This is a genomic window from Acidimicrobiales bacterium, from assembly GCA_033344915.1.
Classification (GTDB): Bacteria; Actinomycetota; Acidimicrobiia; order Acidimicrobiales; family Aldehydirespiratoraceae; genus JAJRXC01.
Window position 1 is genome coordinate 3,588,367 of the sequence record JAWPML010000001.1, and the last position, 26,963, is coordinate 3,615,329.

25 protein-coding genes are annotated in these 26,963 nt (G+C 69.1%); 8 read left to right on the forward strand and 17 right to left on the reverse strand.

From position 1 onward, the window contains the following. Window positions 1-49: 49 nt before the first annotated feature. Complete coding sequence (locus tag R8F63_17300; protein MDW3220368.1) at window positions 50-1,078, reverse strand: neutral zinc metallopeptidase; 1,029 nt, start codon at window positions 1,076-1,078, stop codon at window positions 50-52. A gap of 73 nt (window positions 1,079-1,151) precedes the next feature. Here R8F63_17300 and R8F63_17305 point away from each other — a divergent pair, with 73 nt between their 5' ends. Next, entirely contained in the window at window positions 1,152-2,252 is a 1,101-nt protein-coding gene (locus R8F63_17305) for a BTAD domain-containing putative transcriptional regulator (GenBank protein MDW3220369.1), read from the forward strand. 230 nt (window positions 2,253-2,482) lie between these two features. Here R8F63_17305 and R8F63_17310 read toward each other — a convergent pair whose 3' ends face one another. After that, a complete protein-coding gene (locus R8F63_17310; GenBank protein ID MDW3220370.1) occupies window positions 2,483-4,741 on the reverse strand; it encodes an arylsulfatase in 2,259 nt (752 codons plus the stop codon). 150 nt (window positions 4,742-4,891) lie between these two features. Here R8F63_17310 and R8F63_17315 point away from each other — a divergent pair, with 150 nt between their 5' ends. Continuing rightward, entirely contained in the window at window positions 4,892-5,917 is a 1,026-nt protein-coding gene (locus R8F63_17315; GenBank protein ID MDW3220371.1) for an LLM class F420-dependent oxidoreductase, read from the forward strand. After that, window positions 5,917-6,531, forward strand: a complete 615-nt coding sequence (locus R8F63_17320; protein ID MDW3220372.1) for a hypothetical protein — start codon at window positions 5,917-5,919, stop codon at window positions 6,529-6,531. Before R8F63_17315 ends, R8F63_17320 begins: the two co-directional genes overlap by 1 nt. Here R8F63_17320 and R8F63_17325 read toward each other — a convergent pair. The 12 genes from R8F63_17325 to R8F63_17380 all read right to left on the reverse strand — a co-directional run bounded on the left by R8F63_17325 (window position 6,522) and on the right by R8F63_17380 (window position 16,490). Continuing rightward, entirely contained in the window at window positions 6,522-7,124 is a 603-nt protein-coding gene (locus tag R8F63_17325; GenBank protein MDW3220373.1) for a DUF305 domain-containing protein, read from the reverse strand. The two genes, R8F63_17320 and R8F63_17325, sit on opposite strands and share 10 nt — an antisense overlap. Next, complete coding sequence (locus R8F63_17330) at window positions 7,124-8,029, reverse strand: YHYH protein (protein ID MDW3220374.1); 906 nt, start codon at window positions 8,027-8,029, stop codon at window positions 7,124-7,126. Before R8F63_17330 ends, R8F63_17325 begins: the two co-directional genes overlap by 1 nt. Window positions 8,030-8,074: 45 nt before the next feature. After that, on the reverse strand, window positions 8,075-8,608 hold the full coding sequence (locus R8F63_17335) for an SRPBCC family protein (protein ID MDW3220375.1): 534 nt from the start codon (window positions 8,606-8,608) through the stop codon (window positions 8,075-8,077). 32 nt (window positions 8,609-8,640) lie between these two features. Continuing rightward, window positions 8,641-9,237 (reverse strand): Fe-Mn family superoxide dismutase, encoded by a 597-nt coding sequence (locus R8F63_17340; protein MDW3220376.1) that lies wholly within the window; start codon window positions 9,235-9,237, stop codon window positions 8,641-8,643. Window positions 9,238-9,269: 32 nt separating this feature from the next. Continuing rightward, entirely contained in the window at window positions 9,270-10,184 is a 915-nt protein-coding gene (locus R8F63_17345; GenBank protein MDW3220377.1) for a hypothetical protein, read from the reverse strand. Window positions 10,185-10,226: 42 nt separating this feature from the next. Continuing rightward, window positions 10,227-10,586 carry a CBS domain-containing protein gene (locus R8F63_17350; GenBank protein MDW3220378.1) on the reverse strand — a complete coding sequence of 120 codons (360 nt, stop codon included), beginning with the start codon at window positions 10,584-10,586 and terminating at the stop codon, window positions 10,227-10,229. Next, window positions 10,583-12,091 (reverse strand): AAA family ATPase, encoded by a 1,509-nt coding sequence (locus R8F63_17355; protein ID MDW3220379.1) that lies wholly within the window; start codon window positions 12,089-12,091, stop codon window positions 10,583-10,585. Before R8F63_17355 ends, R8F63_17350 begins: the two co-directional genes overlap by 4 nt. 66 nt (window positions 12,092-12,157) lie before the next feature. After that, complete coding sequence (locus tag R8F63_17360; GenBank protein ID MDW3220380.1) at window positions 12,158-12,868, reverse strand: hypothetical protein; 711 nt, start codon at window positions 12,866-12,868, stop codon at window positions 12,158-12,160. 1 nt (window position 12,869) lies between these two features. Further along, window positions 12,870-14,219 carry a glutamine synthetase family protein gene (locus R8F63_17365; GenBank protein ID MDW3220381.1) on the reverse strand — a complete coding sequence of 450 codons (1,350 nt, stop codon included), beginning with the start codon at window positions 14,217-14,219 and terminating at the stop codon, window positions 12,870-12,872. Beyond that, window positions 14,206-15,372: an iron-containing alcohol dehydrogenase gene (locus R8F63_17370; GenBank protein ID MDW3220382.1), complete on the reverse strand. Its 1,167-nt coding sequence runs from the start codon at window positions 15,370-15,372 to the stop codon at window positions 14,206-14,208. The genes R8F63_17365 and R8F63_17370 overlap by 14 nt, the downstream gene beginning before the upstream one ends. Then, entirely contained in the window at window positions 15,369-16,217 is an 849-nt protein-coding gene (locus tag R8F63_17375) for a phytanoyl-CoA dioxygenase family protein (GenBank protein ID MDW3220383.1), read from the reverse strand. Before R8F63_17375 ends, R8F63_17370 begins: the two co-directional genes overlap by 4 nt. 48 nt (window positions 16,218-16,265) lie before the next feature. Continuing rightward, the gene (locus tag R8F63_17380) at window positions 16,266-16,490 is read right to left on the reverse strand and encodes a hypothetical protein (GenBank protein ID MDW3220384.1); all 225 of its coding nucleotides are present in this window, start codon (window positions 16,488-16,490) and stop codon (window positions 16,266-16,268) included. 83 nt (window positions 16,491-16,573) lie between these two features. Here R8F63_17380 and R8F63_17385 point away from each other — a divergent pair, with 83 nt between their 5' ends. Genes R8F63_17385 through R8F63_17395 form a run of 3 tightly spaced genes read left to right on the forward strand, consistent with a single transcriptional unit; the run spans window position 16,574 to window position 19,843 of the window. Further along, entirely contained in the window at window positions 16,574-17,491 is a 918-nt protein-coding gene (locus tag R8F63_17385) for a LysR family transcriptional regulator (protein MDW3220385.1), read from the forward strand. Window positions 17,492-17,522: 31 nt separating this feature from the next. Continuing rightward, window positions 17,523-18,632: an alcohol dehydrogenase catalytic domain-containing protein gene (locus tag R8F63_17390; GenBank protein ID MDW3220386.1), complete on the forward strand. Its 1,110-nt coding sequence runs from the start codon at window positions 17,523-17,525 to the stop codon at window positions 18,630-18,632. Next, the gene (locus R8F63_17395) at window positions 18,629-19,843 is read left to right on the forward strand and encodes a mandelate racemase/muconate lactonizing enzyme family protein (protein MDW3220387.1); all 1,215 of its coding nucleotides are present in this window, start codon (window positions 18,629-18,631) and stop codon (window positions 19,841-19,843) included. Before R8F63_17390 ends, R8F63_17395 begins: the two co-directional genes overlap by 4 nt. Before the next feature lie 224 nt (window positions 19,844-20,067). On the opposite strand, the gene yaaA is transcribed toward R8F63_17395, so the two are convergent. Together yaaA and R8F63_17405 are read right to left on the reverse strand one after the other, a co-directional pair. Then, on the reverse strand, window positions 20,068-20,850 hold the full coding sequence (gene yaaA, locus R8F63_17400) for a peroxide stress protein YaaA (protein MDW3220388.1): 783 nt from the start codon (window positions 20,848-20,850) through the stop codon (window positions 20,068-20,070). 33 nt (window positions 20,851-20,883) lie between these two features. Beyond that, window positions 20,884-24,051: a hypothetical protein gene (locus R8F63_17405; protein MDW3220389.1), complete on the reverse strand. Its 3,168-nt coding sequence runs from the start codon at window positions 24,049-24,051 to the stop codon at window positions 20,884-20,886. 84 nt (window positions 24,052-24,135) lie between these two features. Between R8F63_17405 and R8F63_17410 the strand changes: the two genes are divergently transcribed. Both R8F63_17410 and R8F63_17415 read left to right on the forward strand, forming a co-directional pair. Beyond that, window positions 24,136-24,765: a hypothetical protein gene (locus tag R8F63_17410; GenBank protein MDW3220390.1), complete on the forward strand. Its 630-nt coding sequence runs from the start codon at window positions 24,136-24,138 to the stop codon at window positions 24,763-24,765. Window positions 24,766-24,820: 55 nt separating this feature from the next. Continuing rightward, complete coding sequence (locus R8F63_17415) at window positions 24,821-25,585, forward strand: SDR family oxidoreductase (GenBank protein MDW3220391.1); 765 nt, start codon at window positions 24,821-24,823, stop codon at window positions 25,583-25,585. A 6-nt stretch (window positions 25,586-25,591) separates the two neighbouring features. Here R8F63_17415 and R8F63_17420 read toward each other — a convergent pair whose 3' ends face one another. Further along, window positions 25,592-26,962 carry an FAD-binding oxidoreductase gene (locus R8F63_17420; GenBank protein MDW3220392.1) on the reverse strand — a complete coding sequence of 457 codons (1,371 nt, stop codon included), beginning with the start codon at window positions 26,960-26,962 and terminating at the stop codon, window positions 25,592-25,594. Window position 26,963 lies beyond the last annotated feature (1 nt).

Consider the following 26,963-nt stretch of genomic DNA (forward strand, 5'->3'; position numbering starts at 1 on the left):
AGTGCAGCGGCCCGTGTTCCCGGGGTTCGAGCGGCCGGTGGCCGCGGACTCAGCGGATGCCCAGCGGGACGTAGTGGTCGCAGGCCGCCGGCGAGGCACCGTCGTAGCCCTCGGCGAACGCCTGCATGCGCTGCTCCGACGTGCCGTGGTGGTCAGGGCTGTCGAAGTAGCTGTCGCCCACGAGCCAGGCGGCGGTGAGGCCCTCCTCGACGTCACCCGGGTCCAGGATGCCGGCGGCGTCGGCGCCGGCGGTCCACACGCCGGCCAGGCAGTCGGCGTGCTTTTCGAGGGTGGGGACGTCGTACAGGTTTCCGACGCCGAACTCGTTCTGGATCTGGTGGCCGTACTCGTGGGCCATGATCATGGCGACGGCGAAGTCACCGATGACACCGCCCGCGTACTGGCCGTCGGGGCCGACCATCTCGCCCGAGTAGATCTCCCACGCGGCCTGCTGCGAGACGACGATGCGGTCCGAGGCGGGGCAGTAGAACAGGGCGCTGTCGTCGATGATCGACGGGTTGCCCTGGGCATCGGTGCACCACGAGTAGGACCACTCGCCGGGGGCGGGGAAGTAGTAGTAGACCCACGGCTCGGCGAGACCGTTCGCGGCGAACACGTCGGTCCAGTAGACGTCGATCTCGTAGAGGACGTAGGTCATGAACTCCTCCATCGAGTACCACTCGTAGTCCGTGTACACGGTCGTGGTGCCGTCGTCCCACTGCTGGCGGGGCGAGAGCATCGGGGTGCTGTCGACTGCCTGCGGGTCGGCGCTGCGTTCGACGGGGCGCACCGAGCGGGCCTCGTCGCCGTCGGTCGAGACCGTGCGGTCCGGACCGTTCGAGGGGCTGGACGCGACCGAGTCGCCGGAGCGCTGCTCCGCCACGACCCGGGTCCCGGCGTGGGGCTCGGTCGAGTTGACGGTGCAGGCGCCGGCGAGCACGGCGATCGCCGTCACGACGACGGCGACGAAGCGGCCCCGCACGGTGCGGCGGCGAGGAGCCGGTGTGATCGGCATCTCGGCCAGCTGGACCGTGTTGGTGCTGTTGGTGCTGTCGGTGTTGGTGGGTTCGGTGGTCATGTCGATCTCCTGGGTGGTAGGTGTGAAGAGATCGAACGACGGGGCGCTTTGCGGCCACTGAAGGTTCGTTGAAATGGCTGAAAACGGGGTGCTGCAGGTTCGGGTGCTCGGCTCGGTGACGGTCGAGATCGACGGGTTCGCGGTGTCGGTCGGCGGTGCCCGGCCGGCGCTTCTGCTCGCCCGGCTCGCCGTGTCCGCACCGGCGCCGGTTCGGGTCGAGCAGCTGATCGACGCGATCTGGGGCGACGACGCCTCGGAGAAGGCCGCGAACACCCTTCAGGTCCACGTCTCGAACCTGCGGCGGACGCTGAAACCGGCCGGGGACCCGGCCCAACTGCTGCGGACCGTGCGCAACGGCTACGAGCTCGCGCTCACCGCCGATCAGCTCGACATCCTGGCGTTCGAGGAGCACACGGCGACGGCCCGCCGGGCGGCCGGGGCCGGTGACCACGAGGGCGCGGCGGCCGCGTTCACCGCCGCGCTGGCGATCCCGCGCGGCGAGCCGCTGGCGGACCTTCTCGATCACGAGTGGGCCGCCAACGAGGCCACGGTGATCGGGGAACGGCTCGCCGGCGTGTGGCGGGAGTGGGCCCAGGCCGAGCTCGACGCCGGCCGCCATCTCGCGGCGCTGCCCTCACTCGAGCAGCGCCTCCGCGACGTTCCCCTCGACGAGGGTGTGGCCGGCCTGCTCGTGCTGGCGCTCTACCGGGCGGGACGCCAGACCGATGCGCTGCGGGTGGTGTCGGACATGCGCCGCCGGCTCGGCGAGGAGATCGGTGTCGACCCGGGACCGGAACTCGCCGACCTCGAGTCGCGGATCCTCGCCCACGACGAACGTCTGCTCGGCGCGGTGGGGGCGATCGACCTCCCGGCATCCACCCGCGTGGTGGACGATCGGGACCGCGGCTTCCTGGTCATCGGCGGTCGGCGCCATGTGCTCGCCCGGGGGCTGATGACGATCGGGCGACGCGACGATCAGGACATCGTGATCGACGACGCGGACGTGAGCCGCGAACACGCCGTGGTCGAACGCATCGCGACCGGCTTTCGGATCGTCGATCGCGGCTCCACGAACGGCATCTGGGTGAACGGCGTGCAGGTCGACGACGCCGACCTCACCGACGGCGACGAACTCCTCCTCGGATCCACAGTCGCCACCTTCCGCTCCACCTGAAGTTGAGACGCGGGGTCAGAGTCCCGTCCCACCTTGCGGCGTCACCAATCCCGGAGACGCACCGGCTCGCCGGAGGTACGGGTTCCTCTCGCGTTTCGGGGCTGCACGCCACCAGCAGGACGGCGACCGACAAAAGTCCGACGAGTCGAGCGCACGGGCGAATGGCCATGCCGTCTCATCGGCGGAACCCGTGGTCGAGATGAGACGGGACTCTGACCCCGGCGTCTCAACTACTGCTTGCTGAGCTCGGCTCGCATCTCGGCTTCCATGGCGTCGGTGCTGCCCCGTTCGAGCAGTTGGATGTCGACCTGCTTGACCCGGGCGCCGTAGGGGAAACGCCCCTCGTACTCGCGTGAGACGGGCGAACTCCCGCCGCGGCCGAGCGAGGCGCCGACGGACGACATCATGCCCGCGACCCACGGGATCTCACCGATCCCGACCGGTTCACCGTCGATCGACAGCCGGGCGATGCCCTTCCGACCGGGTGCCCGGAGGAACTGCACGTCGAACGTCGACGCGTCGGCCGGCACCGGGATGTCCGATCGCACGATCGTGTGGTCGTCGAACGCGTTGTAGTCGAACACCAGGTGCCCGTCCTTCACGAAGAGGGCCACTCCCGAGTTCTCGGTGCCGGTGGAGTAGAGAACGCCGTCGGCGACCCCGTCGACCGTCGCGGTCATCGTCCACGAGCGACCGCCGAGCGTCGCGCCGGCCTGCCCCGGGAGGTCCGACATCGGCGGACGGTAGACGTAGTGCATGTCCGCCGGATGCGGCGAGCGCTCGCGGTAGCGGTTGCCGAACAGCTCGATCATCCGCTCGTCGAGGGGGAGGACACCTTCCTTCTCGGCCTCCTGCCACCAGAGGTCGATCATCTCCTGGAGCTTGTCGGGCATCGACTCGGCGAGGTCGTTGCACTCGGACGGGTCCTCGGCGAGGTTGTACAGCTCCCACCGGTCCTCGTCGAAGGGCACGCCGCTGGTGTGGCGGGTGACGGCCTTCCAGCCGTCGTGCCACAGGCCACGATGGCCGGCCATCTCGTAGTACTGGATCTGCTTGGTGGTGGCCGCGTCGGCGTCGGTGAGCGTGTAGGTCATCGGCACGCCGCTGACCGGCATCTGCTCGAAGCCGCGCCGCTCGGTGGGTGCTTCGATGCCGAGCATGTCGTAGATCGTGGCGGCCACGTCGTTGACATGGTGGAACTGGCGACGGATGCCGCCGGCGTCGGTGACCTGGTCGGGGTAGTGGACGATGAACGGCACGTGGACGCCGCCCTCGTGGGTGTTCTGCTTGTACCACTTGAACGGGGTGTTGCCGACCTGGGCCCAGCCCCACGGATAGTTGGTGTGCGAGTGGGGTCCGCCGATGTCGTCGAGGTGCTCGATCGCCTCGTCGGGTGTCTCGAGGATGCCGTTGAAGAACTTCATCTCGTGGAGCACGCCGAACGGGCCGCCCTCCTGCGACGCGCCGTTGTCTCCCAAGACGACGATCACCGTGTTGTCGAGCTCACCGATCTCGCGCAGGTCCTCGACGAGTCGGTCGATCTGGTCGTCGGTGTGCTCGAGGAAGGCGGCGAACGCCTCCTGCAGCCGACAGGCCAGCGCCCGGGTGTTGTCGTCCATGTCGTCCCAGGCCTCGACACCTGGGTTGCGGGGGGCGAGCTGGGTGGTCGGCTCGGTGATCCCGAGCTCGATCTGCCGCTCGAACCAGCGTTGGCGGACGACGTCCCAGCCCTCGTCGTACTTGCCCCGATACTTCCGCAGGTACTCCTCGGGCGCCTGATGCGGCGCATGGGTCGCGCCGAACGCGCAATAGAGCAGGAACGGCCGGTCCGGCCGGACGGACTTCGAATCGTGGACGAACTCGATCGCCTTGTCGATCATGTCCTCACTGACGTGGTAGCCGTCCGTGCCGCCCGACGATGCCGGCGCCTCGATGTGGTGGTTGTCGTACGTGAGCGTCGGGTTGAACTGGTCGGTCTCGCCCTCGAGGAAGCCGTAGAAGCGATCGAACCCGCGTTGCAACGGCCACTGGTCGAAGGGCCCGGCGGCCGAGCACTGTTCCATCGGCGCGAGGTGCCACTTGCCGACGGCGAACGTCGCGTAGCCCTCGTCGTGGAGGACCTCGGCCATCGTCGCCGCGTGATTCGAGATGTGGCCCGTCATGTGGGGGAAGCCGGTGTTGAAGTTGGACACCCCCCGCATGCCGACGGCGTGGTGGTTGCGACCGGTGAGGAGCGCGGCGCGGGTCGGCGAGCACAGGGGGGTGACGTGGAAGTTCGTGTAGCGCAGGCCGTTGGCGGCGAGCGCGTCGACCGCCGGCGTGGCGATGTCGGAGCCGTAGCAGCCGAGCTGGGAGAAGCCGAGGTCATCGAAGAGGATGATCACGACGTTGGGCGCGTCGTCGCCGGGGTGGGGCGGCTCGACGAAGTGGGGTTCGGACTCGGCGATGGTGCGCCCGATCGTCCCGTTCCATTCTCCGTATGTCTTCATTGCTGATCCTCCGCTCGGCGGTGGAGATCCCCGTCGCCTCGTCGATCGATGCCCGACCGCAACTACGGTCGCGGTTGTGACGATAGGCCGACCAAACTATTGTCGGCAAGACTGACAGAACATGCCTGGAGCCGTTCGATGAAGCTTTCGATGACCCTCAACTACTCGGGTGACCCCCGCGCCGCGGGCGAGGAGGCCGCCGATCTCGAGCGGGCCGGCGTCGACGTCGGCTGGGTGGCGGAGCTCTACAGCTTCGACGCCGTGTCGATCCTCGGCTATCTCGCGGCGAAGACCGAGACGATGGAACTCGGCTCGGCGATCCTGCCGATCTACTCCCGCACGCCGACGCTGACCGCCATGACCGCGGCCGGTCTCGATGCCGTCTCCGACGGCCGCTTCATCCTCGGCATCGGCGCCTCCGGGCCCCAGGTGATCGAGGGCTGGCACGGGCTGCCCTACGACAAGCCGATCGGCCGTCAGAAGGAGATCATCGAGATCTGCCGCAAGGTGTGGGCCCGTGAGGTCGTCACCCACGACGGTGACTCCTACCAGCTGCCGCTCCCGGAGGATCAGGGCACCGGCCTGGGCAAGCCGCTCAAGCTGATCAACCACCCGAAGCGGGCCGACATCCCGATCTACATCGCGTCGCTCGGTCCGAAGAACGTCGAGGTCACCGCGGAGATGGCCGACGGCTGGATTCCCGTCTTCTTCCATCCCGACAAGGCCAATGACGTGTGGGGCGATGCCCTCGCCAAGGGTGCGGCGAACCGTGATCCGTCGCTGCCGCCGATGAGCATCGTCGCCGGGGGCACGGTCGCCATCTGCGACGAGGACCAGGCGCAGAAGATCCGCGACGGCGGTCGGTTCATGACGGCGCTCTACGTCGGTGGCATGGGGGCCAAGGGCAAGAACTTCTACAACAACATCTTCCGCAAGTACGGCTACGAGGAAGAAGCGGAGAAGATCCAGGACCTCTATCTCGCCGGCAAGAAGGAAGAAGCCATGGCCGCGGTGCCCCAGGACTTCCTCGACGCGACGGCGATGGTCGGCGACGAGGGCCGGGTCCGCGAGCGCATCGAGGCGTACCAGGCCGCCGGTGTCACCCACCTGTCGATCACTCCGGCGGGGGCCGATCGCCTCGGCCTCATCGAGAAGGTCAAGGGCTGGATCAGCTGATGGGGGCGCTGCGGACCGCGGCGAAGACCTTCCTCACGAAGACCGACCCGTCGGTCTACGAGGCGCTGCCCCGGCCCACGGATCCCGGTGACTACGAGCTTCCCGAGCTCGATGGTTCCGGCGTGCCGGTCGCCGAGATCCCGCTCGCGGGCACGAAGCCCGACGCGTCGCCCGCAGTGTGGGCGCCCCGTGTGCTCGCGGCGTCACGCGAGCCGTTGGCGCCGGGATTCCCGGATCTGCGTGGCGTCTGGGAGGTCTACAAGGGTCGCATGACGGGCAGCGTCCACCGCATCGAGCAGGCCGGCAACCGGATCACGATCACCGTGGGCGGCCTCGTCCACGACATGTTCTGCGACGGCACTCTCGAGAACGGCGTCGACGACATCGGTGGCTTCGACGGCTCGCGTATTCGGGTCGCCGCGACGATGGAGAACGGGGTGCACAAGCTGCGCCCCGGCGGCAAGCGGATCGTCGCCGTCACCCGTCGCCTCAGCGACGACGGCACCGAGCTGCTCTGGCGCTACGGCCCCGGTAGGAACCGGTGCCGGCGCCTCACCGAGACCCCGATGGATCACGCCCCGACGCGAGCCGTGGTGCTCGAGGATCAGCGGTAGGTGGTCGACAGCAGGTGGTCGTACTGGCTGATCTCGTAGGTCTGCACGTCGGCTTGAGCACGAGCGAGCCGGCGCACCTTCTCGAGGTCGGCGAGGTCGGTGGCAGCCTCGGCCATGGCCACGCCGCCGACATGGTGAGCTCGCATGAGAACGAGCCACCGACGGCCCTGCTCGATGCCGTCGGCCAGTGACAGCTCCCGGAGCTCGCCGGCGGAGGCCAGGCCGGGCATCATCTCGAGCGGCATCCCGGCGCCGTCGTTCATGCCCATCCAGCCCATCACGAGCTCGGGGGACGCCGTGGACTCGCCCCAGTCGGTGAGCCAGGCGCGCATCTGGCCGACCTCCATCGCCTGGTTGGTGAGCACCTCGGTGGCCGCCGCCTGGACCGAATCGCCGGTCGCTCGGCCGAGCACCCGCTGGCACATGGCGAGCGCTTGCACATGGTGAGCGGTCATGTCCGTGCAGAAGCCGATGTCGGCCTCGCCGGGGGACTCGGTCGTGTTCGCCCCGGCATCACCGGTGGGGATCGCGACGCCCACGGCGGCACCGCCCGCGACCGCCCCGCCCAGTTGGAGCAGGCGGCGCCGTTCCATCACGCCGGCGGGGGGCCGAGTTCGCCCGCACCGCCGCCGGCCGCGCCGAGGTCCACGACGCCCGTGTAGCAACCGAGCACGTAGGGGAACGTGTCGGTCGTGTAGTAGGCGTAGTTCCCGTCGGCATCGGTGAGACCGTTGCACTCGTCGAGGTCGCCGCTTCCGGCCACGTAGGAGTGTGCGCTCCACGTGTCGGTCGCGAACAGCGATTCGTCGGTGAGCTCCCAGGACGACTCGTAGATGCCGTTGCCGGTGTAGATGGGGAAGCCGTCGAAGGCGTAGCCGACGAGCTGGCGACCCGCGGCGACCTCCTCCGGCGAATAGAGGCAGTCGGTGGACTCGCTGGTGCCGAACAGGTGCATGTGGAAGCCGGTCGGTCCGTTGTGGCTCCCACACTCGCTCAGCGCCCCGACCAGGGAGAGCACGTCGCCGCCCTGTCCCTCGGTCGGTCCGTAGATGGGTACGCCGTTGACGGCGACCGCTGCGGAACCCAGCGCCGGCACCGCCGTCGTCTCGGAGGCCACGGTCGGCTGAGCGGGGATCGTGAACGTCAGGTCGGCGTCGATCGGGGAGCCGGGCGAGGTCTCGATGTAGGTGTAGTCGGGGATGCCGTTCGAGGTGATGACGACGCTTTCGCCTTCGCACACGGCCTCGACCTCCGGGTCGGGAAGGTCGGCGTTGGCGGAACCGTCCGTTGCGAACGTGGCGGCGACGTCGGCGCACGACGTGTCGTTCGCGGCGGAATCGGTGTCGGTGGTGGTCGTGGTGTCGGTGGTGGTCGTGGTGTCGGTGGTGGTCGTGGTGTCGGTGCTGTCGGCCGTGTCCGTGGTCGCGTCATCGGCACACGACGCCGCGAGGAGCGCGACGGCGAGGAGAGCGGCACTGATTCGTCGTGATCTCGTCATGTCGGTGGACCCTACGGAGACCGGCGAAGAGAAGGGTAAGAGCGCTCAGCCCGTCGGCCGCTGCGAGACGATGTAGGGGCCGAGGTTGTCGAGCGCATTCGCGAGGTTCTTCTGGACGGCCTTGCGGCCGACCTTCAGCAGCGGCGCGACGAGAAGCTTGGCGTCGATCCCCATCGTGTAGGTCACCCGCGAGCGGTCGTCGCCGAGATCCTCGATCGTGACGAGCTCGTTCATCGAGTTCAGTCCGCCGATCGTCGCGGACAGGATCGTGAACCCCCAGCGCTCGTTCGGCTCCCAGACGTTGAACTCCTCGTCGATCGCCACCCGCTTGTTGATGTGGACCCGACGGTGCGACCCGACCCCCTCGTGCTGGTCGCCGAAGCGCTCGACGCGCTCGATGTTGGTGAACCACTTCGGCCAGTTCTCGTGGTCGATGAGAGCAGCGAAGACTTCAGCCGGCGACGCGTCGAGATCGCGCGTGGCGCTCGGTTGGTAGGGGGCCGTGTGGATCCAGTCCGGCCCCTGTGGCGTGAGGGTTCCCATGTCGCATGGTTGCACGCCGTCCACCGTCCGGGCCATGCGAGTGGACGATCCGGCAGGTGAAGCGGGGGTCAGACCCCAGTTGAAGCGGTGAAGTTGGCGTCGACGAACTGCCAGTTGAGGAGCTTGTCGATGAAGGTGTCGACGTAGGCGGGGCGGGCGTTCTGGTAGTCGAGGTAGTAGGCGTGTTCCCACACGTCGATCGTCAGCAACGCCGTCTGGCCGTGGGCGAGCGGGGTGTCGGCGTCGTCGGTCTTCACGATCGCGAGGCCGTCGCCCTCCCGCACCAGCCACGTCCAGCCGGAGCCGAAGTTGCCGGTGGCATCGTCCTTGAACTGCTGCTTGAAGTCGTCGACCGAACCGAAGCTCGCCTCGATCGCGTCGGCCAGGTCACCGCTCGGATCGCCACCGCCGTCGGGCGCCATCGAGTTCCAGTAGAAGGTGTGGTTCCACACCTGGGCGGCGTTGTTGAACAGCCCGCCCGGCTCGGCCGTGCGCACGATGTCCTCGAGCGACGCGGCGGCGAGATCGGTGCCCTCGATGAGCCCGTTGAGGTTCTTCACGTAGGACGCGTGGTGCTTGCCGTAGTGGAACGAGATCGTGCGCTCGCTGATGTGGGGATCGAGCGCGTCGTCGGCGTAGGGCAGCGGGGGAAGATCGATGGGCATTCAGCAAGGATACCCTGTCGTATTTCAGACGCCTACCCGTCGGCGATGGCTCGCCGCCATGCCCGCAGGGTGTTGGTGATGATCTCCGGCGGGACCAGCGACGGCGCCTGGATGACCAGCAACGAATCCTGCTCGAGGTCCGTCGCCCACACCGTCAGGCCATCCCCGCTGCCCAGCTTCCACAGGCGCACACCGGCTGCGGGCGCGTAGGAGTCGACGGCGGCCTCGATGTTCCAGCGGTCGCGGGCCGACGCGAGATAGGCATCGCCCTCCTCGGAGCCGGAGGACGCGATCAGCCACAGCTCGCCGACGTCCTGGTCGTCGCCCGTCGTGACGGTGCGCGCCGCGAACGGCTGCGTCGTCTCCAGCATCTCGACGTCCAGCGCACCGTCGAACGTCACGATCTCGGGTGGATCGAGCGGGGCGAGCGCCAACCCGCCGGTGAAGAGCGACAGCAGCTCGTCGACCCGGTCGATGTCGGGCCCGTAGTCGATGTCCTCGTCGAGGAACTCGCCGGTGACGAAATCGACCGGCGGCAGCGTCTCCCACGGCGACAGTCCGTCCGCCACCTCGCGCGACGTTCCCGGCGCGATCAGGTCGTTCGGCCGCGTCACGGCGTCGGCCGCCGGCGGCGCGTCCGGAGCCTTCGGTTCCGGGTCGGGCACGTCGACGGCGTTCGGGTCGGGCGGCGGGAGCTCCGTCGCCGTCACCTCGGCTTCGGGCCGCGTGAGGATGAACGCGACGACGCCGGCGATCGCCAGGACGACCGCGACCGTGGTCGCGACCTTGCGGATCTCGCCGTTCTCGAGCGTCTTCCACCACTTCTCCCGCTCACGGACGGTCGGCGCGGCGACCTCCTCGAACGCGCTCTTGCCGCAGATCGTGCAGATCGTCGACTGCACCAGCGCCTTGCAGTGCGGACACGTCTCGTGTGCCTCGATACTCACCCGTTCCAATCGGCCGATCCGACGGCGACGTGAGTCGGGGGTTCAGCCCGTCAGGTCGGCGAGCAGATCGAGGGAACTGACCACGCCGACCACATGGCTCGCGATGTCGACGACGACGAGGTGGTGAACCATGTTCGTCTGCATGATCGCGGCCGCAGTCCTCGCGTCCTCGTCCACGCCGACCGTCAGGACCCGGGGAGTCATCGCGTTGCGGACCGCTTCGAGCGGCGAATACTCCTCCACGAGGTCCCACGAACTCACGACGCCGATCGGGGCGCCGTCGCGAACGACGGGAAGGCAGTGCACGCCGGCCTCGAGCATCGCGTCGCGGGCCAGCCCGATCTCGTCGTCGGCGCTGAGCGTGATCGGGGTCGCCGTCATCAGGTCGGCAATGGTGCTCATGGTGTCTCTTTCGTCGGAGCCGTCTCGCGGCGCGGTGGCGTGTCGACCGAACAGGCTCGCGCGGCGCGCTGCTTCGCCTGCTCGGCCCGGCCGTCGGTGGCGATCTCGGTCGCCTCGGGCCAATGGAACGGCTGGGCGGCCAGGGTGTCGATCAGCTCGGGCGTGGCGTCCGAGATGCTGCCGGGGTCGGTTGGGTCGGCGAGGCGATGACGCACGCGGGCCTTGGCGGTCTCGGTGTCGAGTGTGCAACGCAGCTCGACGAGCTCGGCCCCGCGACGCTGGGCCAGCTGGCGAACCGCCTCGCGATCACACGGGTCCCGCCAGGTCGCATCGAGGATCACGCCGCAGCCGTTGCGCAGCAGGAGGTCGGCCTCGCGGCGCAGCTCGTCGTGGGTCTGACGGTTCACCCCGGGCTGGTAGATGTCGCCGCCGACGGCCGCGAAGTGGTGCTCGTCGCGGGGCGTCGCCGTCACGTCCTTGCGGACCTCGTCGCTGGAGAGCACGGCGTAACCGAAGTGTTCGCCGAGCTGGCGGGCCAGTGTGGATTTCCCGGTGCCGGGGCCGCCGCCGACCATGATGACCCGCAGCCGGGCCCGTTCGAGATGGTCGAGCACCAGACGGAGGTAGGCGCCGGCGATCGAGTGGCTGGCATGGTCACCCTGGGCCGCCCGCAGGCATGCCACCTTCGCCCGTACGGACGCTCGATAGGCGACATAGTGGTGCGCCAGCGACGCAGGGTGCTGCTCGTTGCTGAACTCGTGGTACCAGGCCATGAGTCGCTCGGCGGCGGTCGCTCCCGCGAGGCGATGGATGTCCATCACGAGGAACGCGATGTCCGCCAGCACGTCGACGATGCGCCAGCGGTCGTTGAACGCGAGGCAATCGATCAGTCGGGGGCCGTCATCGAGGCAGTAGATGTCGTCGGCGATGAGGTCGCCGTGCACGTCGCGCACCCATCCGCCGGAGATCCGATCCGCGAACAGGACCTCGCGACGATCCAGATACCGCCCGACGAGCTGCTCGACCCGGTCGACGTCGTCTTCGGAGAAGGTCGCGCCGATGTGCTCGCGGAACACCGCGATGTTGTCAGCCCAGTTGCGGGCGACCGCGGCGTGCTCGGCCATCGGCGCATCGAGCACGGGCGCCCGCTCGGCATGAAGCGTGGCGATGGACTTGGCGACGGCGCGGAGCTGGGTGTCGAAGTCGGGCGTGCCGACGAGGTTGGACAGCCGGCGCGCCTCCGGGAGACGGCGCATGACCAGCATCCGGTCGACGAGTTCACCGTGTTCGTGGACGTCTGCGGTTCCGAGGTACACGTCCGGGCTGATGGCGTGGTTGAGTTCGAATTCCCGGTCGATCGACGCAATGCGTTGGGACACGCCCGTGTGATCGATGAACGGCATCGCCACCGGCTTCAACCGCTTGTAGGCCCGGTCGGGGGTGAAGAACAGCCACGACATGTGGGTTTCGGCCGTGGTCGTCGACAGATCGGGCGCGGCGGGCATACCTGCAGCGTGACCCACTGCGGCGTCCGACTGGAGGGCCGAAGGTCCTGTTGTCGACCGGCTGCGTCAGGCCCGACGGCGGTCCAACAGGAAGTCGACGAGCATGCGAGCCACGGTGGCGCCGTCGGCGGGGCGCTCGGCCATGCGGGCGAGCGCGGCGGCCGCCGTCTCCTCACCGATCATCTCGATCCGACTTCTGATGATGAAGGCTTCGATCCCGTCGTCGTACTCGGGGTGATCCTGGATGCAGAGCACGTGGTCGCCGATGCGAAAGGCCGGGATCGCCGCGGTTTCACCCGTGCCGATCATCTCGGCCCCGTCGGGCAAGGCGGTGACGACATCGCGGTGCATGGCGTTGATCGCGAGGGTGGTGCCCCCGAACCACTCGGTCGCGTCGAACGTCAGCGTTTGCGGGCCGACCTTCCACTCGCCGGCCGGCTCGACCCGGCCGCCGAGGGCTCGGGCGATGGCCTGGTGACCGAAACAGATGCCGGCGATGCGCGTGCCCGAGGCCACGGCGTCGCGCAGCCACTCGAGGAAGGCCAGGATCCACGGGTCGTCCCCGTACGCATCCGATCGCGACCCGGTCACGATCCACGCGTCGCACTCGTCGATCGACGTCGGGCGCTCGCCGCCCCGCACGTCGTACTGGCGGAACTCGAGGGCGGGTTCCGCCTGACCGAAGAGCCGTTCGTGGAGATCCCCGAGCGGGCCGCCGGCGATCGCCTCGGTCTCGGCCGGGAAGTGATCGCAGACGAGGATCCCGATGGTCGTCATCTCAAATCCGCTCGAAGTAGCGCCGCATCTCCCAGTCGGTCACGGCGGCGTTCGCGGCCGCGAGCTCGTTGGCCAGGTGATGGCTGTAGTGGTCCACGACGTCGTCGCCGAGCAGCCGGCGGGCTTCCGCACTCGCCGCGAACCGGGCGTGCGCCTCGCCGAGCGTCGTCGGCACGGTCGGGATGTCGTCGGCCGCGTAGACGTCGCCGCGGAACTCCGGTGGTGGCTCGATCTGGTTGCGGATGCCGTCGAGCCCGCTCGCGATCGCGGCCGCGTAGGCGAGGTACGGGTTCACGTCCGCCCCCGGGATCCGGTTCTCGATGCGCAGGCTCGACCCGGTGCCGACGATGCGGAAGCCGGCGGTGCGGTTGTCCGTCGACCACGCGACCTTCGTCGGGGCCCACGACTGGTCCTGGTAGCGCTTGTAGCTGTTCACGGTCGGGGCGTAGCAGACCATCAGGTCGGCGGCGTGGCGCATCCACCCCCCGAGGAACCAGCGGAAGACGTCCGAGCGTCCGTCGCCGTCGCTGGCGGCGAAGGCGTTGGCGTCGTTGGCCCAGAGCGACAGATGGATGTGGCAGCTGTTGCCGGGCTGGGCCGCGTCGGGCTTGGCCATGAAGGTGACGCTGACGCCCTGGCTGTCGGCCAGCTCCTTCATCGCCTGCTTCATGACGACGTGGCGGTCGGCCATCGCCAGCGCCTCCGCGTAGCGGACGTTGAGTTCGTGCTGGCCGATCGCCGCCTCGCCCTTCGAGTTCTCGACCGGGATCTCGCTGTCGCGCAGGGCCCGCCGGGCGGCCCCGACATAGTCCTCGACCCGACTCGCCTGGAGCAGGTGGTAGTCCTCGACGTACCAGCCGGCCGCTTCGAGGCCGCGATAGCCCTTCTCGTGGGCGGCGCGATAGCTGTCGCGGAACAGGTAGAACTCGAGCTCGCTGGCCGCGGCGGCCGTGAATCCGGCCGCGGCGAGGTCGTCGATCTGGTGGCGCAGGATCGAACGGGGGGCGACGGCGACCGGCGCATGGGTCGTGTTGTCGATCACGTCGCACAGCACGAAGGCGGTGCCGGTCGTCCACCCGGCGCGGCGCAGTGTGGTGAGGTCCGCGACGAGGTGGAAGTCGCCGTAGCCGGCGTCCCAGTTCGCGAACGCGAAGCCGTCCACGGGTTCCATCTCCATGTCGACGGTGAGCAGGTAGTCACACGCATGGGTGCCGTCCTCGACGCCGCTCTCCAGGAAGAAGTCGGCGTCGAACCGCTTGCCCATCGTGCGTCCGTAGTGGTCGGTGAAGCCGACGACGACGGTGTCGATGTCGCCCGCGGCGACCTGGGTCCGGAGTTCATCGAGGTCCATGGAGTGCTCCTTCGCAGGCGGCGAGGTAGATCTCGGCGGCCAGCTCGTGGGTGAGCGGTCGGGGGTTCCCGGCGGCCGGCGGCTCGAGCAGGGCGTCGGCGGCGATGTCGCCGACGGCGGCCGGATCGGCGCCGAGGTCCACGAGGGTGTTCGGCACGTCGAGCGATTCGCGCCAGCCGACGATGTGGTTGCGGAGACCGTCACCACCACCCTGGATGCCGCAATAGTCGGCGAGCCGGTCGAGCCGGTCGGCGACATGGGCGGCGTTGGCGTCGAGCACGTACGGCATCAACACGGCGTTGGTCATGCCGTGGTGGGTGTGCCAGCGCACGCTCACCGGATGGGAGATCGCGTGGATCGCGCCGAGTCCCTTCTGGAACGCGACGGCGCCCATCGCCGCGGCGGACATCATCTGGCCGCGGGCGTCGATGTCGCCCGGGTCGGCCACGACGCTCGGGAGGTTCTCGATGACGAGCCGGCAGCCCTCGACGGCGATGCCGTCCGCCATCGGGTGGTACCCGGGTGCGCACAGGGCCTCGAGGCAGTGGGAGAACGCGTCGATCCCGGTGCCGACGGTGAGCGTCGGGGGCAGGCCGACCGTCAGCTCGGGATCGGCGATGACGACGGCGGCGAGCATGCCGGGATGGAAGGCCACGAACTTGCGGCCCTCGGCTTCGTTGACGACGACACCGGCTCGCCCGACCTCGCTGCCGGTGCCGGCCGTGGTGGGGACGGCGACCACCGGCGCGATCGCGTCGGCGTCGGCCCGGGTCCAGTTGTCGCCGACGTCCTCGAAGTCCCACAGCGGCCTCGTCTGACCGGCCATGAAGGCGATCAACTTGCCGACGTCGAGCGCGGATCCGCCGCCGAACGAGATCACGCCGTCGTGGCCGCCGGTCCGGAAGGCCTCGACACCGCGGTCCACGTCCGAGCCGAGCGGGTTCGGGCGCAGCTCGTGGAAGGTCGCGTGGGGGACGGCGTCGGCGTCCAGATGGGCGCGCAGGGTCGCGAGCATCGGCAGCTCCACCATGCCGGGGTCGGTCACGATCAGCGGGCGCGCCAAGCCCGCGGCGGCGCACGCGTCCGCGATCTCGGCGATCCGGCCGGCACCGAAGCGGATCGCGGTCGGGAAGCTCCAGTTGGCCGCGGTCACAACTCGCCGGAGGCCAGCAACTCGGTGGGATGGCGGACATCGACGACACCGAGGTAGCCGCCGCCGGTCTCGATGGCGTCGTGGGCCTTGTAGCCGATCAGCTCCTGCGCCCGCAGGGGCAGGTCACGGGCGACGTCCGGGGGCGTCGCGAGCGTGTTGTTCTCCTCGGTGCGCAGCCAGCCGACCACGAAGCTGAGGTGAAAGCCGCGCCGCCATTCGTCCTCGGTGCAGTTGGCCCCGCCCGCATGGAAGACCGACCCGAGATAGATGACTGCCGCGCCCGCGGGCATCTCGGCGATCTCGAGCTCGTCGTCGGTCGGGTAGCGGTCGCCGTCCCAGTGGTTGCTGCCGGGCACGAGGCGGGTCGCGCCGTTGTCGGCGGTGAACTCGGTGAGGGCGACGAGTGAGGCGAGCTCGACTTCGGGATGCGGACTCGGCAGGAAGTTCCACACGTCGTGGTCGCGGTGCACGTACTGCTGCTCGGCGCCGGGGCCTCGTTGGAGCAGATGGCCGATGTTGAGCGTCCACTCGGCGCAGCTCGGTCCGAGCACCCGCCGGCAGACCTCGTCGTAGAGCGGGTGGAGCAGGACGTTGTCCACGAACGCCCGCGAGTGGGTCGCGAGGCCGCTGAGGTGCTTCACCTTCGTGCCGAAGAAGTCGGCGATGAACGGGTTGACGAACGTCCGGGTGGTCGGATCGTCCGCTTCCACGAGGGGGCCGACCTCGGCGTTGATCGCGGCGACCGTCGCGGCGTCGAGGAAGTCCTCGATGATGACGGCGCCGTGTTCGCTGAGCGCGGCGCCGATCCGGTCGGGGTCGTCGCCTCGGTGCAGCACGGGGATCATGGCCGTGAGGTTACGACCCGGCCGCGGTGGCGTCGATCGGGCCCGCCGTCAGGCGGCGCAGCAGCTCACCGGCTGGGGCTCGGCGGGGAGCTCGAGCGCCTCGCGCACGCGCAGGCGGAGGGCATCGAGTCGCTGCCGCGAAACGAGACGTTCGAGGATCGCGGCGTCGCTGTTGCGCAGCTGCTGATGGGTGTTCCAGGCGGCGATGAACTCGTCGACGAGTTGCTCGTTTTCCCTGGTCAGAGCACTGTGGAGGGTGGTGCAGGTGGTCATGGAATGCACGGTACGACGATGAGTCCATCGTGAAAAGCGATGAAAATTTGGAATGATCACCCGGTTTGCTTATGATCGGATCCATGTGGGTCGACCTCCAGGTACGCCATCTCCTCGCCCTGCGCGCCGTCGCCGAGGAGGGCACGTTCTCGGCGGCCGCCGCCCGTCTCGGCTTCAGCCAGTCGGCCGTCTCGCAGCAGATCGGCAGCCTCGAGAAGATCGTCGGTCACCGCCTCGTCGAACGCTCGGCCGGCCCCCAGCCGTCCGCGCTCACCACGATGGGCCGGGTCGTGCTGGACCATGCCGACACCATGCTGGAGTGCATCGTCGCGGCCGAACACGAGGTCTCGCGCTTCGCCGCCGGCCTCACCGGGCGCCTGCGGGTCGGCACCTTCCAGTCCGTCGCCACCCGCCTGTTGCCCATCGCTTTGCAACAGCTGCGGTCCGAGTCGCCCGACGTCGAGGTCGAGCTCGTCGAGGAGGACCTGGACCTCGACCTCCGACTCGGAATGCTCGACCGCGGCGAGCTCGATCTGACCTTCGTCGAGTCGGATGTGGACGATCGGTTCGAGATCGACGTGCTCGGCGAGGATCCCCACGTGCTCGTCGCCCCCCGTGACTTCCCCGAAGGGCCGCTGGACCTCCACCTCCTCGCCGACCACCCGATGGTCGGAGAGCCGCCGGGGGGTGCGTGCGGGCTCCACGCCGTCCAGACCCTCGAGCGCTACGGCGTCACCCCGCGCTATGTCTTCCGCAGCCACGACAACGGCACCCTCCAGCGCATGGTCTCCGCCGGCATCGGGGTCGCCATCATGGCGCTGCTGTCGGTCGACCAGTCCGACGACTCGATCGTGATCCGCTCCACCACACCGCCCATCCCGCCGCGCACGCTCGCGTTGGCCTGGAAGCGCGGTGCGGATCTGCCACCCACGGCGGCGCGGTTCCGTGAGATCATGCACGACGTCTGCCGTCAGGAGCTTGCCGGCGTCCCGGTCGGCTGAGGGGCGAGTTGCGGACGTGTAGCGTGCGCGGATGGTCAAGGCTGCCGTCTGCCGCGAGTTCGGCGCACCGCTCTGCGTCGAGGACATCATCGTCGCGTCGCCCGGTCCCGGCCAGGTCAAGGTGGCCGTCGACGCGTGCGCGATCTGCCACTCCGACATCCATTTCATCGATGGCGCCTGGGGCGGGGCCCTCCCCGCGATCTATGGGCACGAAGCGGCGGGCACGGTGTCCGAGGTCGGCGACGGCGTCGACACCGTGGCGGTCGGCGATCGGGTCGTCGTCTCGCTGATCCGCAGCTGCGGGTCGTGCCCGGGATGTGCGAAGGGCATGCCGGTCACCTGCACCGGCCGCTTCTCGATCGACCGCACCCGTCCGCTCACCGATGCCAACGGCGACACCCTCGTGCACGGACTCAAGACCGGCACCTTCGCCGAGGAGGCGCTCGTCGATCAGTCACAGGTGGTGCCCGTGCCGGCGGACATCCCGATGACCAGTGCGGCCCTGCTCGGCTGCGGCGTGATCACGGGATTCGGCGCAGTCACCAACACGGCACGGATGGAAGCGGGCGCGGACGTCGCCGTGATCGGCTGCGGTGGCGTCGGCCTCAACGCGGTCCAGGGCGCCGCGATCGCGGGCGCCGCGCAGGTGATCGCGATCGACATCGCAGCCGACAAGCTCGATGCCGCCCGGGAGTTCGGGGCGACCGCCGGCGTGTCGGCGGCGGCGGACGACGTCGCCGCCCAGGTTCGCTCGCTCACCGACGGCGCTGGCGTCGACTATGTGTTCGTCACCGTGGGGGCGAAGCCGGCGATCGAGCAGGCGTTCTCGCTGCTCGCGCCGGGCGGGGCTGTCGTGCTCGTCGGCATGACCGCAACCGGGGTGATGGTGGAGGTGGACGCCACGGACATCGCCGGCAACAGCCAGCGCGTCCTCGGGTCGAAGATGGGCGGCGGTCGGCTGCCGATCGACATCCCGCTGCTCGTCTCGCTGTACCAGAGCGGGCGATTGAAGCTCGACGAACTGGTGTCGAAGACCTTCCCGATCGAGGACATCAACGAGGCGATCAACGAGGTGAAGCGGGGCGAGGCGCGCCGCAACGTGATCGTGTTCGACCGCTCGGCACCCGGAGCCACCCCGTGAAGATCGAGTCGTTCGAGACGTTCGTGGTCGCCAACCCGCCGCCGTCGATGGGCGGGCGCTACTTCATCTTCGTGAAGCTCGTCACCGACGACGGCATCGTCGGCTACGGCGAGGTCTACACGGCCACGTTCAGCCCCGACGTCGTGGCCCGCATGACCGAGGACGTCTGCGAGCGCCACATCGTCGGCAACGATCCCCATCACATCGAGCGCATGTGGCGGGAGGTCTACGGCGCCGGCTACACGCTGCGGCCGGACATCTCGCTCGGGTCGGTCCTCAGCGGGATCGAGTGTGCCCTGTGGGACATCGTCGGCAAGGCCCACGGCGTCCCGGTGTACGAGTTGCTCGGCGGGCGGGTCCACGATCGGCTGCGGGCCTACACCTACCTCTACCCGGCCCCGGCCGAGGCGATGGATGTCTACGAGTATGGCCATCCCGTCTACACGGACCCCGCCGTCGCCGCGGCGCGAGCGGCCGAGGAGGTCGAACGGCTGGGCTTCACCGCCGTGAAGTTCGACCCGGCCGGGCCCTACACGGTCTACGACGGCCACATGCCCCCGCTCGAGACGATCGAGCGCTCGGCGAACTTCTGTGCCGCGATCCGTGAGGCGGTCGGGACCAAGGCGGATCTGCTGTTCGGCACCCACGGCCAGTTCACCGCCGCCGGGGCGATCCGGCTTGCCAAGGCGATCGAGCCCTACGACCCGCTGTGGTTCGAGGAGCCGGTGCCGCCGGAGAACGTGGACGAGATGGCCCGCGTCGCGCGGGGCACCTCCATCCCCGTCGCCACCGGCGAGCGGCTGACGACGAAGTGGGAGTTCGCCCGCGTGGTCGAGGCCGGCGCGGCCGCGATCCTGCAACCGGCCCTCGGACGCTGCGGCGGCATCCTCGAAGCGAAGAAGATCGCGGCCATCGCCGAGACCCACTACGTCCAGATGGCGCCCCATCTCTACTGCGGACCGATCGAGGCACTCGCCAACATCCAGTTCGCCACCTGCACGCCGAACTTCCTGATCCTCGAAGCGATCCGCGACTTCGGCGGGTTCCACAACGAACTCCTGACGAACCCGATCGAGCTCGTCGACGGCTACGTCATCCCCCCGACGGAGCCCGGCATCGGCGCCGCCCTCAGCGAGGACGTCGCCCGCGCCCACCCCTGGACCGGCACCCACCTCCACCTCGAACCGAAGACCACCCCCGAAACCCCCTGACGCCCACTAGCTCGACCCCCACGCGCTCGACCCCCACGAGCAATCTCTGGTCACGAAAGGGTCGAGTTTGGGCCCGAAATGCGCCGATCCGAGCAATCTCTGGTCACGAAAGGGTCGAATCAGCGGGGCCGCAGGTCGCGGCAACGACCCTTTCGTGACCAGAGATCCTTCTTGTGGGGCGGCGGCGGGCGGGCCGGGCGGGGCGGAGATCCCTCGGGGCCGGGTCAGGACTCGGTGCGGCGCACGAAGACGGGGCGGTCGGTCTGGCTGCGCTCGGGGTCGTAGCGATAGCCGTCCTCGGAGAAGTCGAGGAGCGCCCGGGGGGACTTGATCCGGTTGCGGATGATCCAGCCGCTCATCGTGCCGCGGGCCCGCTTGGCGAAGAAGCTGATGATCTTGGGCTCGGCGTCGTCCTTGGCATCGAGGAAGACCGGGCTGACCAGGCGGCCGTCGAGCTTCTCGGCGACGACCGCGTTGAAGTACTCGTTGGACGCGAGGTTGATGAGCGCCTGCGAGCCGGGTGACTCGGCGAGGTCGGCGTTGATCAGGTTCGTGATCGTGTCGCCCCAGAACGAGTAGAGGTCCTTGCCCCGCTTGGTGGTGACCCGTGACCCCATTTCGAGCCGATAGGGCTGCATGAGATCGAGTGGCCGCAGCACGCCGTAGAGCCCGGACAGGATGCGCAGCACCTTCTGGGCGTGGGTGAAGTCGCGCTCGCTGAACGTGGCCGCCTGCATCCCCATGTAGACGTCGCCCGTGAAGGCGAGCACCGCGGGACGGGCATTGTCGGGCGTGAAGGGTGTCTCGAAGTCCTGGAACCGTTCGTGGTTCAGCTCACCGAGCGACTCGGAGACGCTCATCATCTCGGAGATCTCGTCCGGCGACTTGTCGGACATCACGTCGACGAGCTCTTCGGCGCCGTCGAGCAGGCGGGGTTCCGAGTACTTCTTGGTGGGCAGCTTCGATTCGAAGTCGAGCGACTTGGCGGGGGAGACGACGATCAGCACGGTTCTGTTCTACCAGCGAGGCGCGTGGGAACGTCAGCCGTCGCAGGGGCCGACCGTGTGCTTCTGCATGAAGTCGACCAGTCGCTGGCTCGACTTCTGCACGCGGTTGGCGACGGTGCGGGTGCGGCCCTCGACGTCCTGTTGCACGTTGTCGGCCGGCGTGTAGTCCTGCGAGTGCTGCGCCCCGCCGATGACCGGGTCGGCCATGTTGATGTCGAGGATGTGTTCCACGCATCGCATCACGCCGTTCTCGCACTTCCAGATGGCGACCCAGGTGAGGTCACACTGCTGGCTGACGTAGCCCCACTCGGCCCGGAAGCTCACGTGGTTGGCCTGGATCCAGCGGCTGAACGCGCCGATGATCGACGATCCGACGGCGGCCGCGCCCTCCAGGGCGACGACCGGCACCTGGAAGATGCTCGTCGGGATGTCGATACCGAGCTCCTCGCCGGCCACCGTGGCGCCGCCCGAAACCCCGGCCTCCACCGCGTCGCTCACGCCCCGACTCACGGTTCCCTTGATCGCGCCGCCGACGCTGATCGCGGCCGACCCGGTGGCGAACATGTCGCGGTACCAGGCCAGTTCGCCCGAGATCCGCTGCCCCTCGTGCACGCCCTCGGCGCCGTCGGGCATGACCGTGCACCAGTAGTTGATCAGCACCCGCTCGCTGAACGTGTCGATCACCCGTCGCTCGATGTTGCCCTCCGGGAAGCAGCCGCCGTCGCAGTCCTCACCGGTGCCCTCCGGGCCACCCCACTTCGTGCCCGGGCCGTCCTTCAGGCCGAGGCACTCGTCCAGGGCGCGCTTCCACTCGGCCGCGCGTGCCTCGGCGTCGTCGGCCTCCTGGTCGGCCTTGTCCGCCGCTTCCCGGGCGTCGCGGGCCTCCTGCTCCGCCTTCTCGGCCGCCTCGTCGGCCTCGTTCATCTCCTTTTCGGCGTCGTTCAGTGCCTGCTCGGCGTCCTCGAGCTTCTTCTGCTTCGCCGCCTGGTCCATGTCGTCGGCTTCGCGGCGTTGATCGCGGGCGCCCGGCTCGTCGAGGTCCTCCCAGTCCTGCTCGGTCTGCTCGGCGGACTCCTGTGACGGGTCGTCGCGATAGCGGTCCCATGCCTCGCCCGCGGCCTCGCGCCGCAGCCGGAGATCGCGCGACGTGATGCGCTCGCCGGTCTCGCTGTCCTCGATCCAGCTGTCGTCCTCGTTGGGCGGCGGACGGTCGCGGTCGCGCTCCGCCTTGTCACGGTCGTTCTTCGCTTTCTCGGCGCGCTCGCCGGCGTCGTTCGCGTCGTTGCGGGCGTCGTTCGCCTTCTGTTCGGCTTCGTTGGCCTCCGTCTCCGCCCGCTCGGCTTCGGCGCGCTTCGCCTCGGCCTCCGCCTTCGCCGCCTCGTAGGCGCGGCGGATGCGATCGCAGGGACCCTCGCCCACCGGGGCCGTGGTCGCGACCGTCGGGCCGCCGCTCGTCGTCGTGGGCGGCGGCGCAGTGGTGGGTGGTGCAGTGCCGCCGCCGTCCTCCTCCTTGCCGGCGCCGTCGTCACCGGTGCGGCTCACGAAGTAGCCACCGACCACCACGATCGCGCCGGTGATCAGCGAGATCCACGGCCAGAGCGGAGCGTCGGTCTCCGTGGTCCCTTCGGATTCGGACCCGTCGGTCGTGGTGCTGTCGGACGAGCCGCCGTCGGCGTCGCCGTCCGTACCGGAGTCGGAACCGGGACTGTCGGACCCCGTGCTGTCGGACCCCGTGCTGTCGGATCCCGTGCTGTCGGTGCTGGTCGCGGTGTCGTCACCGCCGTCGCTCGTGCCGTCCGTTCCGGTCTCGACCAGATCGTCGAACCAGCCGGTGATCCCGGCCTGCAGGTCGTCGAGGTACGCCGAGTCGATCCTCGAGATGTAGTTGCACTCGAGTTCGCCGGCGAAGTAGTCGTAGCGGCCCTCGGGTCCGAGCATGTACCGCTCCCGGTAGCCGGACCCCTCGCCGGTCGTCTCGATGGAGAACCCGTCGGTGAGGGTCGCGATGCCGAAGGAGAGCTGCCCGGAATCAAACTGGTAGAGCGAGACATCGAGCGCGTCGGATCTCGCGTCGCTCGGCATGCCCGCGTAGAGCTCGTAGGTGGTGGTCCACTCGTCGACACAGGAGCCGCTGTCGGTGCCGTCGAGGGTGTGGGTGACGGGGAAGGCGAACGGGTCGTACGCCGACATCACCGGCGTGCCGACGAGGTACGGCGGGTTCGCCTCCGTCATCTCGGGCACGTGGGGGTGCGACGTCGCGATCGTGTTGTCGGGCTGGTAGCCGCCGCTGGCCGGGGTGGTGAAGGCGAACGAGCGGTAACTCGTCGCCCCGGCCATCTCGGACCCGTCGGTGATGCCGATGAAGATGTCGTCGAAGATCAAGCCGACGGTGCTGGTCGGCATCGGGGCGAACTGGCTGCCGCCGTTCACGAAGTGGGCGATGTGCCAGTACGGATCGCAGCGCAGCACCCACGCGTGGGATGCGCCGCCGAAGAGGTCGTAGACCGCGGCGGGCGAGGGCCACGGCTCGCCGCCCATGTTCAGTGTCGTCAGCCCCAACTCGTGGATCTGTCCGTCGCACTCGCCGTTCAGTGGGAGCCCACCCATGATCCGGCCGCCCCAGATGTCGACGACCCCGCTCGGGAACATGCCGTTCTCCGGGGGGACGCCGATCACCGGCCGGTCGAACAGCGTGCCCGGCGTCATCGGATCGAAGTCGAGATCGAGCCCCGACCACGCGGTGTCACCTCCTTCGAATCCACTGTTCGGCATCACCGGGGCGAACCGATCGAACACCGCCGATCGAGCGCCGTTGAGAACCGTCGTGGTGTCGGCGTCGTCGAACCCGAAGCGGTGGAGGTCGACGCCGTCGAAGTCCGGCGTGCCGTCGAAGTCCAGATCGTTGAACACCGCCATGTCGCCGATGTTGGTGCGGAAGTGGAACGTGTCGGTGAGCGTTGCCTGCCCGGTGTCGTCGTTCGTCGGCGCGCCGAACGGTGAGAACGGCTCGAGTTCTCCGGCTTCGGCGATGAGGTCCGAGCGACCGCTGGCGAGCGATTCCAGCACGTCGAACAGCCCGGCGCCCTGCTGTCCCCCCGTGTCCGGAGCCCCGGCCTGGCTCGCCGCGCCGAGCGAGGCCAGCCCGAGGCTGGCGAGCAGCGTGGCGATGGTGAACAGCGAGAGCCCGACGCGAGGACGCATCCGCGTGTCCTTTCCGACAAGTGGTTGCCCCACCAGTCTCGCCCATCGCCGGACCCGACACCGGGAATGGACAAGACTGGGGGAATGGACCGCCAAACGATCGGTAAGGCAGCGATGGCGCTCGGCGCTCTGCTGATCCTGATCGGGATCGCCGGTCTCCTGTTCGCCGGCGGCTCCACCTCCACGGTCGTCGCCGACGCGGACGGCACGGATGACGCGGACCCGGCCGCCTCCTCGACCTCCTCGTCGACGACCAGCACCACATCGACCAGCACCACGTCGACCACGACGACGACCACCACCAGCACGACGTCGACCACCACCACGACAACGACGACGACCACGACAACGACCCCGCCGGCCGGGGAATCGGTCGTGGAGTTCTTCGACCTCCTGCTCGGCGCCTTCGCCTCGGGCGACGCCGACACGCTGTTCGCCCGACTCAACCAGGCCACGCTCGATCGGTACGGCGTCGACCAGTGCGAGACCTACATCGGCCAGGTCGCGGGCACGGCCCAGGACCTCGAGCTGGTGTCGTCGGAGGAGATCGGCGACTGGGAGTACGCCACCGACGAGGTGACCTCCACCGTCACCGGCACAACGGCCGTGTCGGTCGTGCGCACGCTCGGCGATCAGACCATCGACCAGACCCTGCACTGGAAGCGGGTCGACGGGGTCTTCACCTGGTTCACCGACTGCGGCGTCCCCGCGTAGGGATTGGGTCGTAGGGATTGCGTCACGCCATCGTGCGTGCACCATGATCTCCGCCATGGGAGATCAGTTGGCAGGACGGCGCGTACTCGTGGTCGGGGCGTCTTCGGGAATCGGTGCGGCGCTCGCCAAGGCCGTGGTCGCGGCGGGTGGTGACGTCACCGTCTCGGCTCGTCGGGCCGACGCGCTCGATGCGCTCGTGGAGAACATGGGCGGCGGCCACGCGGTCGCCGGTGATGCCGCGGTGCGGGCGGACGCGGAACGAGTGGCGGCGACCGCCGCCGAGCGGATGGGCGGGATCGATCTGTTCGTCTATGTCGCCGGCTACGGACCGCTCCAGCGCATCGCGGAATGCGACCCGGATCTCTGGTCCGACGTGTACCGGGTGAACGTGTGCGGCGCGAACCTCGCGGCCGGTGCCGCGTTGGCGCACATGGACCGCGACGGTATCTGCGCGTTCGTCTCCTCGCGGACGGTGGAGGACGCCCACCCGATGTTCGGGGCCTACTCGTCGACGAAGGCGGCGCTCGACCAGTGCATTCGTGTGTGGCGCCACGAGTACCCCGACCAGCGCTTCATCCGCGTCGTGATGGGCAACTGTGGCCCGACCGACTTCGCCAACCACATGAACCTCGAACTCATCGGCGAAGCGCTCACCCGATGGGGTGAACTCGCGATTCCGGGCGGGATGATGGACGTCGACGACGTCGGCGCGAGCCTGGCGGAGTCACTCGCCGTCGCCCTCGATCACCCCGACATCGACAGCAGCGAGATCAAGCTCGACGCCCGCCCCGAGAACGGCGCCGTCCTCGGCCCGTCCTGACGCTCCTCAGAAGACCTTGCCGGGGTTGAGGATGCCGTTCGGGTCGAACGCGTCCTTGATCCGTTGCATCAGGGCGAGCTTCGCCGGGTCCTCGAGCTTGCGGACGTAGTCCCGCTTGGCGATCCCGATCCCGTGCTCGGCCGAGATGGTGCCGCCGAGCTCCATGCCCGCGGCGAGGATCGCCGTCATCAACGCCGACCGTTTCTCCTCGTCGCCCTGGAAGACGGAGAGGTGGACGTTGCCGTCGCCCGCGTGCCCGGCCCCGGCGACCCACGCCTCGTGCTCGACCGCCAGCGCGCCGACCGTGTCGAGATAGTCCGGGATCGAGGCTCTCGGGACGACGACGTCGATGATGTCGTTGGCGCCGTGCTCCTTCGCGACCCAGAACGCCTTCTCGCGTGCCTCGAGCACCTGCGCGCCGGCGGCCGAGGGGAGGACGTAGACGTCCATCGCGCCGGCTTCGCTCACCAGCTCGCCGGCCCGCTCGATGTCGGCCTGGAGGCGGTCGTCCTCGGCGGACTCCAGCACGACGAGCAGGTAGGCGAGCGCCTTCTCCTTGATGTCGTCGGGCATCCCGAGATCGAGGCCGATCGATTCCGACGTCGCCTGCATCGCCATTGCGTCGACGTACTCGAGCATCAGCGGTACGAGCCCCGCCTGGAGGATCCCGGGGACGGCCTCGGTGACCTCGGCGAGCGTCTCGAACGGTGCGAGCACCGTGGCCTTGTGTTCGAGCCGGGGTACGACCTTGAGCGTGGCCTCGGTCACCACCGCGAGGGTGCCCTCGGAGCCGATGATGAGCTGGCCGATGTCGTAGCCGGTCGTGAACTTCACGTACTTGCCACCGGACCGGATGACCTCGCCGGTCGGGAGCACGGCCTCGATCCCGAGGACCTGATGGCGGGTGACGCCGTACTTCACGGCCCGCATCCCACCTGCGTTCGTGGCGACGTTGCCGCCGAGCGACGCCGATTCCTCGCCGGGCAGGATCGGGTAGACGAGGCCGTGCGGCGCCAGTGCCTCGTCGAGTTGACCGAGGGTGACGCCGGGCTGCACGACGGCGACATGGTTGGCCGGGTCGACCTCGATGACGTCCGCCATGCGCTCGAAGCTGAGCAGGATGCCGTCGGGCTCGGGCACCGCTCCGCCGGACAGCCCGGTGCCCGCGCCGCGTGCGGTGACCGGCACCCGCAGCTCGTTCGCCAACGTGAGGATCTGGCTGACCTCGGCGGTCGACGTGGGCTTGAGCACCACCGCGGGCATGACACCGTCGACGTTCACGCACTCGTCGTGGGTGTAGTCCTCGGAGATGTCGCCGCCGGTGAGTACCTGGTCGGCGCCGAGCGAGAGCTGGTCGATGAGCTGTGCGGCGGTCATG

Excerpts from the sequence above, each read along its gene's own strand:
- R8F63_17300 (MDW3220368.1), bottom strand. The coding sequence starts at position 1,078 with ATGACCACCGAACCCACCAACACCGACAGCACCAACAGCACCAACACG.
- R8F63_17305 (MDW3220369.1), top strand. The coding sequence starts at position 1,152 with ATGGCTGAAAACGGGGTGCTGCAGGTTCGGGTGCTCGGCTCGGTGACG.
- R8F63_17310 (MDW3220370.1), bottom strand. The coding sequence starts at position 4,741 with ATGAAGACATACGGAGAATGGAACGGGACGATCGGGCGCACCATCGCC.
- R8F63_17315 (MDW3220371.1), top strand. The coding sequence starts at position 4,892 with ATGACCCTCAACTACTCGGGTGACCCCCGCGCCGCGGGCGAGGAGGCC.
- R8F63_17320 (MDW3220372.1), top strand. The coding sequence starts at position 5,917 with ATGGGGGCGCTGCGGACCGCGGCGAAGACCTTCCTCACGAAGACCGAC.
- R8F63_17325 (MDW3220373.1), bottom strand. The coding sequence starts at position 7,124 with ATGGAACGGCGCCGCCTGCTCCAACTGGGCGGGGCGGTCGCGGGCGGT.
- R8F63_17330 (MDW3220374.1), bottom strand. The coding sequence starts at position 8,029 with ATGACGAGATCACGACGAATCAGTGCCGCTCTCCTCGCCGTCGCGCTC.
- R8F63_17335 (MDW3220375.1), bottom strand. The coding sequence starts at position 8,608 with ATGGCCCGGACGGTGGACGGCGTGCAACCATGCGACATGGGAACCCTC.
- R8F63_17340 (MDW3220376.1), bottom strand. The coding sequence starts at position 9,237 with ATGCCCATCGATCTTCCCCCGCTGCCCTACGCCGACGACGCGCTCGAT.
- R8F63_17350 (MDW3220378.1), bottom strand. The coding sequence starts at position 10,586 with ATGAGCACCATTGCCGACCTGATGACGGCGACCCCGATCACGCTCAGC.
- R8F63_17355 (MDW3220379.1), bottom strand. The coding sequence starts at position 12,091 with ATGCCCGCCGCGCCCGATCTGTCGACGACCACGGCCGAAACCCACATG.
- R8F63_17360 (MDW3220380.1), bottom strand. The coding sequence starts at position 12,868 with ATGACGACCATCGGGATCCTCGTCTGCGATCACTTCCCGGCCGAGACC.
- R8F63_17365 (MDW3220381.1), bottom strand. The coding sequence starts at position 14,219 with ATGGACCTCGATGAACTCCGGACCCAGGTCGCCGCGGGCGACATCGAC.
- R8F63_17375 (MDW3220383.1), bottom strand. The coding sequence starts at position 16,217 with ATGATCCCCGTGCTGCACCGAGGCGACGACCCCGACCGGATCGGCGCC.
- R8F63_17380 (MDW3220384.1), bottom strand. The coding sequence starts at position 16,490 with ATGACCACCTGCACCACCCTCCACAGTGCTCTGACCAGGGAAAACGAG.
- R8F63_17385 (MDW3220385.1), top strand. The coding sequence starts at position 16,574 with ATGTGGGTCGACCTCCAGGTACGCCATCTCCTCGCCCTGCGCGCCGTC.
- R8F63_17390 (MDW3220386.1), top strand. The coding sequence starts at position 17,523 with ATGGTCAAGGCTGCCGTCTGCCGCGAGTTCGGCGCACCGCTCTGCGTC.
- R8F63_17405 (MDW3220389.1), bottom strand. The coding sequence starts at position 24,051 with ATGCGTCCTCGCGTCGGGCTCTCGCTGTTCACCATCGCCACGCTGCTC.
- R8F63_17410 (MDW3220390.1), top strand. The coding sequence starts at position 24,136 with ATGGACCGCCAAACGATCGGTAAGGCAGCGATGGCGCTCGGCGCTCTG.
- R8F63_17415 (MDW3220391.1), top strand. The coding sequence starts at position 24,821 with ATGGGAGATCAGTTGGCAGGACGGCGCGTACTCGTGGTCGGGGCGTCT.
- R8F63_17420 (MDW3220392.1), bottom strand. The coding sequence starts at position 26,962 with ATGACCGCCGCACAGCTCATCGACCAGCTCTCGCTCGGCGCCGACCAG.